Below are 13,958 nucleotides of genomic sequence, written 5' to 3'. Positions count from 1 at the left end.
AGCCTGATATGAATTTTCTGAAACGCCCTGCTTCGCTTGCAGTCTTAAGTGCTTTTTTAATGTGGCTGGCATGGCCGCCTATCGAATACACTGCTCCCCTGCTTCTTGTAGGTATGGTACCTTTGCTGCTGGCCCTTGAACAAATCCGGAAAAACGGACATAAAAAGAATGGCAAACAGGTATTCCTCACCGCCGGTCTCTGTTTCCTGATCTGGAATACGGCCTGTATTTATTGGGTATACAATGCCATAAGTGCGGTTAACCCTCCACTGATTGCACTGCCTGTTTCTTTAATCCCTTTTGGATTAGGTGCATTGCTGATGACCTTTGCTTTCTGGCTCTACAGCAGGCTTGCCCTGGTCGCGAATGCGAAGATTGCTTATGCCGGCCTGATCTCCTTCTACATTGCCATGGAGTACCTGCACCAAACCTGGGACCTGGCTTTTCCATGGATGTCATTGGGTAATGGACTTGCCGGGATGCATCAACTGGCACAGTGGTATGAATATACTGGTGTATACGGAGGTTCTCTATGGATTCTTCTGAGCAATATTTTAGCTTTTGAAGCCTATAAAAAAATAAAAAGCACAGCCACCGGATATGCCAGATGGCGTCCTGCTTTATTATGGTTACTGATGTTGGTCATTCCAATTGCTTTATCGCTGACCAAGTACGCACAATATGAGGAAAAATCTGTACCAGTCAATGTTGTTGCAGTACAGCCCAATATCAATCCCTATACAAAATTTGATGGCTATAGCGGATTTCAACAATTAAACACCCTGATCAGCCTTTCTGACTCCATAGCTCAATCCAACACCGAATATTTTGTTTGGCCGGAAACCGCCATTCCAACAGAAACTGACGAAGATCAGGTAAGGGACAATAGTTATTATTTTGCCGCTCAGCAATTCCTCAACAAATACAAAAACGGCACACTCATTACCGGCATTGAAAGTACAAAACTGGAGGCCGGGAAAACACAACACTACAATGCTGCAATGCAGGTAGAAAATTCGGCCAATGTTCAGTTTTACCATAAATCAAAGCTCGTTCCCGGCGTAGAAAAAATGCCTTTTCCTGGGCTCCTTTCTATCCTGGCCCCGGTTTTTGAGGGTTTCGGTGGAACGATCGGTGGTTGGGGATGGCAGGAACATCCTGAAGTTTTTTATGCTTATAGTGGCATTGGCACTACACCGGTGATCTGCTATGAATCGCTCTGGGGGGAATGGGTTGGCGAGGCGGTTAAAAATGGTGCGCAGTTCATCACCATCATTACCAATGATGCCTGGTGGGGAAATACCAGTGGTAAGGACCAACATCTGCTTTACGCTAAGCTACGTGCTATAGAAACGAGACGCTATGTAGTAAGATCGGCAAACACGGGCATCTCGGCCTTCATCAATCAGAAAGGAGATATCCTGCAACAAACAAAATGGTGGACCAGGGCTGCGATCAAGGCAGACATTAATCTAAACGACAGCCTTACTTTTTATGTCAGGTCCGGAGACCTGATCGCCAAATTCTGTGCCGCCCTCGCAATTGCTTTGGCGCTGTTTATACTTTTCAAAAAGTGGCTGCGCCCGGATAAAACCGCTTCGTCATGAAAATAACTTCCAAATCCCTATTTCTCAGTATCAGTGTACTGACTGGATGGCTGGCCTTGATCCTTCAAGTCTGCATCACCATCCAGGGAAGCCAGCTCCCATTATGGCAAACACTAGGTATCTATTTTAGCTATTTTACCATATTGACAAATATCATGGCAACGGTGGCATTTTCCTTTTTGCTTTTCTCAGCGAAATCAACCTGGGGAATATTTTTTGGCCAAAACCGTGTGTTCGCTGCAATCACCGTCTACATGGTAGTAGTAGCCGCAATTTACAACATTTTACTTAGGCCCATTACCCATCCAACCGGTCTCGGCAAACTGACGAACGAAATGATGCATGTCATGATGCCATTGCTCAGCCTGGCATACTGGATCATTTTTGTTAAAAAAGACGAGCTGGAATGGAAGCTGATCTGGTCATGGCTCATTTATCCATTTCTATATGTCTGCGTGATCCTGGTTACCGGAAATTTCTCCAGTCACTACCCCTACCCTTTCATTAACGTAGCAAAACTGGGCTACCAACAGGTGCTCCTCAATTCAGTTGGCGTGGCTCTTCTTTTTGCCTCTCTTTGCCTGGTGATGATACGGCTATCCAAAATCAGGGCAAAGGCTAGGAAAGATACTTCCCGACAATAGGCATCCTTCTACCCATTCCAAAGGCTTTCGCAGAGACCCTGAGGATTGGTGGTGTCTGGTAGCGTTTGAACTCCGCATTATTAACCATTTTAATGATCCGTCTCACCGTCGCTTCTTCATATCCCTGGGAGATGATGGCCGATGAGCTCTGTTTCAATTCTACGTATTGATAGAGGATCTTATCCAGCATATCATAATCAGGCAATGAATCTGAATCCTTTTGACCTGGACGCAACTCTGCAGAAGGCGGTTTCACAATCGAGTTCTCGGGGATGACAATTCCATCCTTATTGATGTAATTTGCCAGTTCATAAACCTGCGTTTTGTAGACATCACCAATCACACCGATCGCACCACACATGTCTCCGTAGAGCGTACCATAGCCTACTGCACACTCACTTTTATTAGAGGTGTTCAGTAAAATGTAACCAAACTTATTGGACATCGCCATCACGACAATCCCCCTGCACCTTGCCTGTATATTTTCCTCAGCCAGATTAAAAGGTAAACCCTCAAAAGGTCCCGAAAGCATCTGATCAAAAGCATCAGCCGCGTCTTTGATTTCAATTATTTCATGCTGGCAACCGAAATTAGCGACCAGGTCCAGCGCATCTTTAATCGAATGATCTGAAGAATATTTGGAGGGCATCAGAACGGCCATCACATTTTCAGCACCCAGAGCCCTGCAGGCCAGCGCACATACCACCGCTGAGTCTATACCCCCGGAAAGTCCGAGCACCGCTTTTTTGAAACCAGATTTCTCAAAATAATCCTGAATACCCAGTATCAAAGCCGAATAGATCTGCTCAATGTCAGACAGTGGCTGATGCACTTTAGGTGAGTGCCCTTTGATGATTGAATCCTCAAATTCATAGATACGTAAAGCCTCTTCAAAATAAGGCATTTCGTCCAATAGATTGCCCTGTTTGTCAAAAGCCAGGGAGCCTCCATCGAAGATCAATTCTGTCTGTGCCCCTACCTGATTGACATACAGAAGCGGCAACTGGTATTTTTTTGCATTGTCGCCCAGCACCACCATACGCTCATCATCATGGGCATAGGAAAATGGCGAAGCAGCGATATTGATCATCAGGTCTGGCTTTTCTGCGATCAGCACATCCATTGGATTGGCGATGTAAAGGGGATTATCATTGATGTTCCACAGGTCTTCACAGATGGTCAGCGCAATTTTCAGGCCCTTAAATTCAATACATTCAAACTCGCTTCCAGGCTCAAAATACCGGTATTCATCAAAGACATCATAGTTGGGCAGTAAAGCTTTTCTAACTACCGCTTTCACTTTCCCAGCTTCTATAAAATAAGCAGCATTATAAAGGTCTTTTCCCGCCAAAACTTCATTTTTCACGGGAAGGCCGATCACGCAGGCAATATCCTGGCAATGGTTTGCAATTTCGGCTGCAGCCTGCTCACACAAGTCCACAAACTCTGCAAATTCCAAAAAATCACGCGGTGGATATCCACATACCGCAAGTTCTGCAAAAACAACCAGATCTGCGCCTTGTGTTTTCGCCTCATGGATCTGCGCGATGATTTTCCGGGTGTTGTATTCAAAATTCCCAATGTGGTAATTGAGTTGCGCCAGTGCTATTTTCATGTGCTAAAGATACTAAAGTTTGAACTCCACCTAAAAGAATACGCCAAAGTTGAGGCCAATATAATGGTTGCGCAAGGTATTGCTTTCGTTCTTTCTGATGTTGGTAAAGCCGTTATTTAAGGTCAGTCCCCCCATGATGCTGGTATTTCCCTTCAGTTCAAATTCTCCGCCTACGCCCAAAATTAGCCCTGCCCTATAGAATTTGGTAGCGTTTGAGATGTCTTCATTCAGCCCATCGGCCATCCCCACACCATCCCCTCCGAGTTTTGCACCGATTTTGAAGTCATTCGAGAGGCCGAACTGACCGTACCAGCGCACGTCACCTATTTTATCGGTCTTCAGTTTCAGGGTCAGGGGAACCTCTATGTACTGGAGTTTGTATTTTAGTCCCGCCGCCGTTTGCTGTGAACCTCCCGGCCCCGGAGTACTCAGCACTTCCGTACTCTTTCCATTGATCGTCGTGATGGTCAGTCCCGTTGCAAAAGCATAGTTTTCAGCGAAATTGAAATCGCCCAATACGCCATAAGAAAAGCCAAGGGATACACCATTACTCTTACCGATCTGTGGTTTTACCCAACCCACCGTAGGGTGTGCCGTAAGCCCCAGTTTGAATCCATATTTGGAAAAGACGTTCTCCTGAGCGTAAATATTTCCTGTAAAAAAGAGCAGCAACAGCGCGGTGATGATTCGTTTCATATGTATATTTTCTTTACCTGAGATTGAAGCTTGAATAAACTTAGTTATATATTTGTTTCTAATGAGACATAACGTAAAACTTCGTCAAAGCTATCTATTTTTTCTTTTTATGCCCCTTTTTTTTTCATTGGGCTCCTGCAGGCAAAATACAAAGCCAGACGTTAGTGATGTACATTTGACTATAAAAATTACCCGCTTTGACCGTGATCTTTTTGCCGGAAAATCTAAAAATTTGCTTCAGACCGACACGTTTTTAAATAGGAAATATGGAAAGTTTTACGACGACTTTATCCACAGGATGGTGGGCAATTACGACTATACCAACAGCGAAATACTGCAGACCCTCTATAAAGACCAGGCTTACACAGATCTCAATGACGAAACAGAAGGCGTTTTCAAGAATTTGTCGGACAAAGAGGAGGAGCTAACCCAGGCTTTCAAATACGTCAGGTACTATTATCCAGATGCAAAAATCCCACAGTTCATATCCTTCATTTCAGGTTTTGCCGTCCAAACACCAGTGGGCGACGATTACATGGGGATCGGCCTCGACATGTTCCTTGGAAAGGACAGTAAATTCTACAAGGCGATTGTACAGAGTGTCCCCAGCTATTTGTCCAGACGGTTTTCCCCGGAATACATGGTACCCCGTCTTGCAGAGACCTATGCCAGGGAAGAACTCTTTCCCGAAAGTGATGAAGACCGTAGCTTCCTCTCCAAAATGGTTCATAATGGGAAAATACTCTACTTCATGGACCAGGTATTGTCAGAGGACGTCCCCGATTCTGTAAAGATAGGCTACACCAAAAAACAAATTGAATGGTGCCAAAACTTCGAGTCAGACATCTGGGCTTATTATCTGGAAAACAACCTGCTGTATGACACCGATTACCAAAAAATCCAGGTGTTTCTGAGTGAGGGCCCTTTTACACCTGGCTTGGGGGAACGCAATGAATCTGCTCCTAAACTTGGGGTTTGGGTGGGCTGGCAGATCGTCCGTAAATACATGAAGGAAAACAAGGAGATTAGTCTGCAGCAACTGATGAAAGAACACGATGCCCAGAAAATCCTGACTGCATCCAGATATAAACCAAAAAATTAAGCGAATGACCAGGATCGGAATTGTATTGTCAGGAGGCGGCATCAGGGGCATTGCCCATTTAGGGGTGCTGAAAGCATTCAGTAATGCCGGCATCAAATTCAGCCACATCACCGGTACCAGTGCCGGCTCTATCGCCGGCGCTCTTTTTGCAGCTGGTGTAGACCCGGAAGAAGCCTTGAATATTTTCCTGAAGATTCGCCTGCTCAAATTCATCAGGCCCGCCGTAGGTTCTTTAGGCCTCATGAACCTGGAAAACACGGTCAATCTCTTCAGGGAGTACTTCCCTGAGGATAAAATAGAAAGCCTCAAAATCCCCTTAACAATCGCTACCACCAATTTCAGTGAGGGTACATTGGTCTATTTCGATAAAGGTCCACTCATCAGAACTATACAGGCCTCAAGTTGTATCCCGGGAATTTTTAAGCCAATCATGATCGACGGACAAATGTATGTGGACGGCGGTGTGCTGAATAATTTCCCGGTGGAGCCCCTGCTGAACAACTGCGATTTCATCATTGGTTCCTCCTGCAATCACCTGAGGGCGGTCGACAAAATCACAGGCATTACCGGTTTAATGGCCCGTGCCGGCGTCATGTCTATCAATAAGGATATGGAACAGAAAGCTGCTTTTTGCAATGTCATGATTGAGCCAAAAGGAATGGGTGAGATCAATACTTTCGATACCAAAAAGGCCGAGACCATATATTGGCTGGCTTATGAAGAGACGCTCAAATCCATTAAAAATAACCCCTTGCTCCAGGAGCTGATCCTCAGTATCAAAAAGAAAACGGATTAAGCACGCAATGCAACCAGGGCATTTCCCTCCAGTACGGGGATAGACTGGCATACATCCAGCTGCAAACAAAATTGTACATCCTCTTCGATATTCAGTTGGGCCAGCCTGTGGCTATGGGAAGATTTATGCAGGTACTTTCTCAGGTCCGATTTTGCACACAGGTACAAATCTTCAGCAGCTACCGAGGAATCATCCAGATGCGTAAAGTCCTGGCGCAAATTGGCCACAACAGCACCTGCAAAAAGGGTGTCTTCCAGATTGAATTTGTCTTTCCAGCCTGCGCAGAGCAATAGCACATTCTTGTCCTGTACCCTGAGCCAGTCACATAAAGCCTGCAGGTTAAGAAAAGCGCCCATCACTACCTGATGGGCGTTTTCTCTTGCCATATGCAAAGCCTTAGTTCCGTTTGTGGTCGTCAGGACTACAGTCTTTCCCCCAACTTTCTCTTTAGTGTAAGAGAAAGGAGAGTTGCCAAAATCGTAGCCTTCGACTACCTCTCCGTTCCGTTCAGCAGCCAAAAGATAACCCTGATCAGCATAGGCCAGACAGTCTTCTACATGAGCAACCGGAATAATGGCTTCAGCACCATTGTCTATTCCGTATACAATAGAAGATGTAGCTCTCAATATGTCAATTACGACAACAATGCTGTTTGTAATCTCATAAAGATTCAACAGCGCCGGAGTGAGGCAAACGTCTATACTTCTCAAAATTCTCTTATTTATAGAATGGGAATTTTACAATTTTTGCTTTGATCCTGGCATTGCGGATATGGATGAAGATCTCTGTACCTTCTTTGTCCAGTCCCTTTTTTACATACCCCATACCTATCGCCTTTTGCAATGAGGGGGACTGCGTTCCCGAAGTCACCTTTCCAATTACTGTACCTTCTGCATCCACAATCTCGTAATCATGACGAGGAATACCCCTGTCAATCATTTCAAATCCCACCAGCTTACGTTGCATACCAGCTTCTTTCTCTGCCAGCAAAGCTTCTGAATTGGTGAATTTCTTAGTGAACTTAGTAATCCAGCCCAGACCTGCCTCTATTGGAGAAGTTGTATCATCAATATCATTGCCGTATAAGCAGAAACCCATTTCCAGACGTAGCGTGTCACGTGCACCTAGGCCGATTGGCTTAATTCCAAACTGGGCTCCAGCTTCAAAAATGGCATTCCAGATCACATCTGCATGCTCGTTGTCAAAATAAATCTCAAAACCGCCAGCTCCGGTATATCCGGTAGCGGAAATGATCACATTGTCAATACCTGCAAAAGCCCCTTTCACAAAACTATAGTACTCCATAGAAGCCAGGTCTACTTCAGTCAACGACTGCAATGCTTCTGCTGCCTTTGGCCCCTGAATGGCCAGCAATGAGGTACGGTCAGAAATGTTGTGCATTTCTACATCTTTATCATTGAATTTCTGAATCCAGTTCCAGTCCTTTTCTATATTAGAGGCATTGACTACCAACATGTAACTTTTTTCGTCCAGGCGATAAACCAATAAATCATCTACGATACCGCCATTTTCATTTGGCAGGCAAGAGTATTGAACTTTCCCATCGTAAAGTTTAGCGGCATCATTGCTGGTCACACGCTGGATCAGATCCAATGCATTTTCGCCTTTTAGAATGAATTCGCCCATATGGCTAACGTCAAAAACACCGACTCCGGTCCTGACCACCGCATGTTCGGCGTTGATACCTTCATACTGAACGGGCATGTTATATCCTGCAAATGGAACCATTTTGGCTCCTAAAGAGATGTGTTTTTCTGTTAATGCGGTATTTTTCATTTGATATATCTATAAAACGTGGCCAAAAGTACGTAAAATTTAAGCACTAACCAGCTTTTGATAGATATTCACCATTCTTTTGGAGACAGCAGAGATGTCGTGATCACGTTCTACAGTTTTACGTGCATTTTCACCAATTTCACGCCATTTATTGGGGTTGGTAATGCACTGAAGGATGGATCGGTAAAACTCATCCGCAGTATTGGCAATAAGAATATCCTTTCCATGCGCACAGTTGATCCCCTCAGCCGCCATACTGGTCGCAATGATGCATTTACTCATGGCCATTCCCTCAATAATTTTCACCCGCATTCCACTGCCCGACAACAACGGCACGATCATAATAGATTTCGAGTTGATGAACTCAACGGCATCAAATACCTCTCCTTCCACAACCAGGTTTTCAGAATCGTATTCGAAAAACTCACGTGGCATATTTTTACCGGCAATATAAAAACGTAGTTCACTGTTCAGTTTCTCAATATCGGGCCAAATCTCGTCCAGAAACCATTCCAATCCTTCTTTATTGGGCCGCCAATCCATTGCACCCAAATGAAACAGGGTCGGGAAGCCATGCTCAGCAATCTGGGTGATATATTTTTCAAAATCCAGCGCCACCGGAAGTACCTCTATACCCACCTGGCAACCAAAACAAAGGATACTCTGTCTATCCTGCTCACTGATCGCAAAAACATGATGAAACCTGTTGATCTGTTCTGTCTCATAAACTTTTAGCCTGCGCGCCAGGAACTGGAGGTAACTGCGTCTAGGTCGGAAACTTTCGGTCATTGCAATCCGTTCCCAAACATCACATTCGATATTATGCGCACGGTAAATCAGCTTGGCCTTACTATTGGCCTTTACGATATCCAGATAAGGGACTACAAACAGTCCTTCAAATTGAATGATGTCAAAGTCATTTTCCTTCAGGACTTCTTCCAGCAACCTGGCTGCTTCTTCATCAAAATACCTTGAGACGTTATACGATTGATTGGAAAAAATGTTCAGGAAAGCTCCCCATACATTGACTTCCGTATCCAGGCTAAAAGAGTGAAATTTGATGTGCTCAAATATCGGATCGTAGATATCGTCCACATCTACACGGTGTTTATTCGTATTGATACTGAAAAGTGTAATTTCTACCCCCAGACGCAGCAATCCCTTAATAGTATTATAAACTACTATAGGATATCCGCTGTTCGGCGGAAAAGGAACCCGGTTGGTAAGGATTAGTGCTTTCAATCCTATGAAAATACGAATTATACCTGATTTTCGGAAAATAGTACCAACTGAGGATCTGTAATGCTGAAAGTTTTACGGTGAAATGGCGATAAACCATATTCGAGTGCGGCCGTACGGTGTACAATGGTCGGATAACCTTTGTTTTGTTGCCATTGGTAGTGCGGATATTCCCCGGCAAGCTGCTCCATATACTCGTCACGATGCGTTTTTGCCAGGATTGAGGCTGCAGCAATGTTCAGGTATTTTCCATCCCCCTTCACCACACAGGCATGGGGTATGTTGGGATAAGCCTTGAAACGGTTACCATCTATGCTGAGGTATCCAGGCTGGATCTTCAACTGTTCTACCGCCCGGTGCATGGCCAGAAATGAAGCATTCAGAATATTGATCTGGTCAATCTCGTGGTTATCAACTGAAGCCACTGCCCAGGCCAGAGCCTCGCGTTCTATTACCACACGCAGACTGCAGCGTTGTTTATGCGTCAGTTTTTTGGAGTCATTGAGTTCGCCCGCTACAAAATCCAGAGGCAGGATGACTGCCGCGGCAAATACCGGCCCCGCAAGGCAACCCCTACCGGCTTCATCACATCCAGCTTCTAAAAATTCATTCTGATAACAGTTCAATAACATAGTTCCGTAAAGTTAATAAAATTCAAACGTCCGATTAAACTGAAATATTTTGGGATTTGACATCAAAAGCATCTCTGAGACCAATGGCCAATAAATTGAATGCATACACTGTAAACATAATGGCCAATCCCGGTAGTAATGCAAGATAAGCTGCGTCCATGACGATATAGCCATAGTGTTCTTTGATCATTCCACCCCAGCTTGGCATCGGCGGCTGCGCACCAAAACCCAGGAAGCTGAGCCCCGTCTCCAATAGGATCGCAGAAGCGAAATTGGCCGAAGCCACCACCAGTACCGGGCCGGCTATATTGGGAAGTATATGCTTTATAATGATCCTGGAGGTTGGAAATCCCAGGGCCTTTGATGCCTCCACAAATTCTACTTCTTTTAATGACATTACCTGCCCACGCACCAGTCGTGCTACATCTACCCAGGTAGAAAGGCCTACCGCGATGAAAATCTGCCAAAACCCTTTACCCAAGGCGAAGGAAATTGCAATCACCAATAAGAGTGAGGGCAATGACCACACCACATTCATAAACCAGCTGATACCAGCATCTGTCCGACCTCCAAAATACCCGGCAATGGCACCCAGGCTAATCCCTAGAAAAAGGGAAATAAGTACAGCAATCAGTCCCACCGACAACGATACCCGGATGCCGAGTACAAGGCGGCTGAACAGGTCTCTGCCCTGCACATCTGTTCCCAGCCAAAAAGTCTGACTATACTGGTTGTCGGCCAATAACGGATAAACCTGCTCTTCGGCCTGCTCATCGTCGCCAATATATTCGCGTGCGTATACTTTGCCCCCTTCCTCCCGGTACGAGCTGATCGGGATACTTTTAAAATCTGGTTCCTGTCCCTTCAACATAAGCTCCAGAACACCAACTTTCTCTACTGCAGGATTTCGGCTGATGATCAAAAACTTGAAAGATCTTGCAGGCTTTTTATTGGTCAATTGTAAATGTATTGTATTTGCATAAGGCGTCTGATCAGGGACGATCAGGTATCCTAAAATTCCCATCAGCATCAGCAATAGAATGAATACCAGACCCGCAAAGGCAAGCCTGTTTTTCTTGAAGCGCATCCATATCTTTTTTGAAGGGCTGTTGCTGCTTTCCACTACCTGACCATCCTTCCTTTCCAATTGTATTTTCCTGAATTTCCTGCAACGCCAATATAAACAATATACAGGATATGGAGCAGGTTCAGCACGGGCAATAAAAACAACAGAGATCTCCGCCTGGCAAATCCCGTTACATCCCAAAGGAAAAAGAATTCAACTACAACTTTCATCAACAACTGTAAAAGTCCCAGTTTCAGATAAAAACCCATAAAAAGACCAATACCAAGATTCATCAGGATACTCAGGTTAAACAACCAGATGCAAACCCCCAGTACAATGATGGATTTATTTTTGTAGCGTGTACTTTTTGAGGCCCAGCGCTTACGTTGCTGAAGGAATTCCGTCAAACTGGGCTTAGCATAAGTATAAACTACCGCATCGCTATTTTTCAGAAAACCAATGTGATTGTCATACTTCGCAGCCATCTTGTGCAGTAGCAACTCATCGTCGCCAGAAGCCAGGTCATCTATTCCTTTAAATCCCCCGACTTCGTAAAAAGCAGCCTTTTCGTAAGCGAGATTAGCCCCATTACAGGTAGAGGGCCTTTTGTTACCTATGGTCGAAGCACCAAGGCCAATGAGGTACAAAAATTCGAGGGCCTGTGCACGCTCAAAAAAACTTTGCTCCTTAAAATAAGCGACAGGCGAAGAGATCATCTTGTATCCATTCCTCTCGTAACAATTGACTATAGTAGACAACCAATCCGGTCCCATTCGACAATCTGCGTCCGTAGTAATGATCAATGTTCCGGTCGATTGCCCAATTGCGGTTTGAATGGCCTTTTTCTTGTAGGAATTCAATGCACGGTCTTCGTTCAACTGAATTAGCTTCACGCCTTGATCTGCATAACGCCGCACCACCTCAGCCGTACCATCCGTCGAATGATCGTCGATAAAGATCAGCTCTGTGAGTGTCCTATCGTAGTTTTGAGCAATGAGATCATTTAAGGTATCGGCAATGATGGCTTCTTCATTTCGGGCTGCAACGATCACGGAAACCTTGGTTACACCTGGTCGGCCATCCCGCTCGAAATTGCGGAGCCGGTGCCATCCCCTGATAAATGCAATAACTACTACCAGATACAGTATGCTCAAAAAAGAACTGATATAACTAACTACGCTGAACGCTTCCAAAGAAATTAAGTTTAAAAACAAAATAAGAACCCAATATAGCAGGAATTATGATATTGATGAGCCATATGCTGGCCGTACAAGCAATAACAGCTACACTGTGATTGGTGATAAATCCAAAAAAATAAGATGCCGTCAGACTCCTGATTCCCACATCAAACAGATCCAAAGAAGGAAGTGTCGACTGAACAAAAAATAAAATACTGACCATCATTAAAATATCCAGGTAATGCAACTGAGGGATCAACCAATAAAACAGAATAAAATATTGCGAACTGAAGACCAGATATCTGGCGAGACAGAACAACAAAATCTTCATTAGCTCTCGCTTCCTGTACCTACCCAATATACTATAGAACTTCTTATACTTACGGGTAAAGCGTATCGACAGCAAAATGCCATTTAGCCACTTGATATTAAAATAGAAGACCAGAAAGAATACACAAAACACGAATGACAGAAACAGCAGCACATAGAAGAGCATATAATCTATAGCCACAAAGCGGTAGATAAAGAAACAGATCGCTATTGCGCCAAAAACATTTGTCAGCACCATTTGCCCGATGTTGCCCACTGTCATGGCCACTACCCCGATAATCCGTCGCTTTGGTGATAGAAAAAAGACCCGTCCCCCATATTCCCCAATCCTGTTCGGTGTAAATACCGCCCAGGTCAGCCCGCAAAACACGGATTCTATTGCCTTCCAAACAGTAATCTTCTCGACCTGCGCAATCAAGCGCTTCCACTTCAGAGCTTCCAGACCCCAGTTCAGCAACATGAGCATACACACTGAGCCGATCACCAGCAGGATCTCTGTTTCTGGAATACCTTCCAAAAGCCCCGTAAAATCCCGTAGGTTTTCATTAGCACTCAGCTTATGGTAGATAAACCAAAAAGCAACCACGACAATGGTTGTCTTCAACAAATAGGAAACCGTCTTTTTATAAGTTGATGTCAATCTTTTTAATTTACTGTGTGCAAATATGCTTAATATTGTGCTATGTTGGTGGAAAAAAAGGAACGGATCATCATCGGTATAGATCCCGGAACTTCAATAATGGGGTATGGTGTCATCCTGGAAAAAGGAAGTAAAATAGAATTGATCACGATGGGCATTGTCAGGATGGATCACCTGGATGACCACTTCCTGAAACTGCAGCGCATATTCGAAAAAACCATTAACCTACTGGATGAATTCAAACCGGATGCGATGGCCTTGGAGGCGCCATTTTATGGAAAAAATATTCAGGTCATGCTAAAATTAGGCCGGGCGCAGGGCACAGCTATGGCAGCAGCGCTTTCCCGAAACATCCCAATTGCTGAATATGCACCAAGAAAAATCAAACAATCTATTACTGGTAATGGCAATACGACTAAAGAGCAGGTCGCGGCCATGCTTCAGCGGTTACTGAACTTCAAGGAAACACCTGAGTTTCTGGATGCGACGGACGGTTTGGCAGTTGCAGTATGTCATTCTTTTCAGAGAGTAAGTACCACAGGGAAAGGCAAGGCATATTCAGGTTGGGAAGCCTTTGCAAAAGACAATAAAAAGCGTCTGAAATAAAAACTGCCGC

14 protein-coding genes are annotated in these 13,958 nt (G+C 44.6%); 5 read left to right on the top strand and 9 right to left on the bottom strand.

Features of this window, described 5'->3' with window-relative positions; translation table 11 throughout:
* Positions 1 to 8: 8 nt before the first annotated feature.
* Together lnt and WAE59_RS15405 are read left to right on the top strand one after the other, a co-directional pair.
* Complete coding sequence (lnt, locus tag WAE59_RS15410) at positions 9 to 1,607, top strand: apolipoprotein N-acyltransferase (RefSeq protein ID WP_337856875.1); 1,599 nt, start codon at positions 9 to 11, stop codon at positions 1,605 to 1,607.
* Positions 1,604 to 2,251 carry a Pr6Pr family membrane protein gene (locus WAE59_RS15405; protein ID WP_337856874.1) on the top strand — a complete coding sequence of 216 codons (648 nt, stop codon included), beginning with the start codon at positions 1,604 to 1,606 and terminating at the stop codon, positions 2,249 to 2,251. Before lnt ends, WAE59_RS15405 begins: the two co-directional genes overlap by 4 nt.
* On the opposite strand, the gene WAE59_RS15400 is transcribed toward WAE59_RS15405, so the two are convergent.
* Together WAE59_RS15400 and WAE59_RS15395 are read right to left on the bottom strand one after the other, a co-directional pair.
* The gene (locus tag WAE59_RS15400) at positions 2,226 to 3,866 is read right to left on the bottom strand and encodes an NAD+ synthase (protein WP_337856873.1); all 1,641 of its coding nucleotides are present in this window, start codon (positions 3,864 to 3,866) and stop codon (positions 2,226 to 2,228) included. The two genes, WAE59_RS15405 and WAE59_RS15400, sit on opposite strands and share 26 nt — an antisense overlap.
* Positions 3,867 to 3,896: 30 nt before the next feature.
* Positions 3,897 to 4,562 carry a porin family protein gene (locus tag WAE59_RS15395; protein ID WP_337856872.1) on the bottom strand — a complete coding sequence of 222 codons (666 nt, stop codon included), beginning with the start codon at positions 4,560 to 4,562 and terminating at the stop codon, positions 3,897 to 3,899.
* A 61-nt stretch (positions 4,563 to 4,623) separates the two neighbouring features.
* Between WAE59_RS15395 and gldB the strand changes: the two genes are divergently transcribed.
* On the top strand, positions 4,624 to 5,664 hold the full coding sequence (gldB, locus tag WAE59_RS15390) for a gliding motility lipoprotein GldB (RefSeq protein ID WP_337856871.1): 1,041 nt from the start codon (positions 4,624 to 4,626) through the stop codon (positions 5,662 to 5,664).
* Positions 5,665 to 5,668: 4 nt separating this feature from the next.
* On the top strand, positions 5,669 to 6,460 hold the full coding sequence (locus WAE59_RS15385) for a patatin-like phospholipase family protein (RefSeq protein ID WP_337856870.1): 792 nt from the start codon (positions 5,669 to 5,671) through the stop codon (positions 6,458 to 6,460).
* Here the strand turns inward: WAE59_RS15385 and WAE59_RS15380 are convergent.
* The 7 genes from WAE59_RS15380 to WAE59_RS15350 are packed head-to-tail and all read right to left on the bottom strand — an operon-like array spanning position 6,457 to position 13,342.
* Positions 6,457 to 7,173, bottom strand: coding sequence for a 2-phosphosulfolactate phosphatase (locus WAE59_RS15380; RefSeq protein WP_337857425.1), 717 nt, complete (start codon positions 7,171 to 7,173; stop codon positions 6,457 to 6,459). The two genes, WAE59_RS15385 and WAE59_RS15380, sit on opposite strands and share 4 nt — an antisense overlap.
* A gap of 4 nt (positions 7,174 to 7,177) precedes the next feature.
* Positions 7,178 to 8,257: a glycine cleavage system aminomethyltransferase GcvT gene (gcvT, locus tag WAE59_RS15375; protein WP_337856869.1), complete on the bottom strand. Its 1,080-nt coding sequence runs from the start codon at positions 8,255 to 8,257 to the stop codon at positions 7,178 to 7,180.
* 39 nt (positions 8,258 to 8,296) lie between these two features.
* Positions 8,297 to 9,499: a glycosyltransferase family 4 protein gene (locus WAE59_RS15370; RefSeq protein ID WP_337856868.1), complete on the bottom strand. Its 1,203-nt coding sequence runs from the start codon at positions 9,497 to 9,499 to the stop codon at positions 8,297 to 8,299.
* A gap of 17 nt (positions 9,500 to 9,516) precedes the next feature.
* Complete coding sequence (locus tag WAE59_RS15365; protein WP_337856867.1) at positions 9,517 to 10,128, bottom strand: ribonuclease HII; 612 nt, start codon at positions 10,126 to 10,128, stop codon at positions 9,517 to 9,519.
* A gap of 34 nt (positions 10,129 to 10,162) precedes the next feature.
* Positions 10,163 to 11,275, bottom strand: coding sequence for an ABC transporter permease (locus WAE59_RS15360; protein WP_337856866.1), 1,113 nt, complete (start codon positions 11,273 to 11,275; stop codon positions 10,163 to 10,165).
* Positions 11,251 to 12,387, bottom strand: a complete 1,137-nt coding sequence (locus WAE59_RS15355; protein WP_337856865.1) for a glycosyltransferase family 2 protein — start codon at positions 12,385 to 12,387, stop codon at positions 11,251 to 11,253. The genes WAE59_RS15360 and WAE59_RS15355 overlap by 25 nt, the downstream gene beginning before the upstream one ends.
* Positions 12,365 to 13,342, bottom strand: a complete 978-nt coding sequence (locus WAE59_RS15350; protein ID WP_337856864.1) for a hypothetical protein — start codon at positions 13,340 to 13,342, stop codon at positions 12,365 to 12,367. The genes WAE59_RS15355 and WAE59_RS15350 overlap by 23 nt, the downstream gene beginning before the upstream one ends.
* 42 nt (positions 13,343 to 13,384) lie before the next feature.
* Here WAE59_RS15350 and ruvC point away from each other — a divergent pair, with 42 nt between their 5' ends.
* Positions 13,385 to 13,948 carry a crossover junction endodeoxyribonuclease RuvC gene (gene ruvC, locus WAE59_RS15345; protein WP_337856863.1) on the top strand — a complete coding sequence of 188 codons (564 nt, stop codon included), beginning with the start codon at positions 13,385 to 13,387 and terminating at the stop codon, positions 13,946 to 13,948.
* Positions 13,949 to 13,958 lie beyond the last annotated feature (10 nt).

Source organism: Pedobacter sp. GR22-6 (assembly GCF_037402555.1).
GTDB lineage: Bacteria > Bacteroidota > Bacteroidia > Sphingobacteriales > Sphingobacteriaceae > Pedobacter.
Note: the sequence above shows the minus strand (reverse complement) of the source record. Positions and strands in the feature narration are given on the sequence as shown.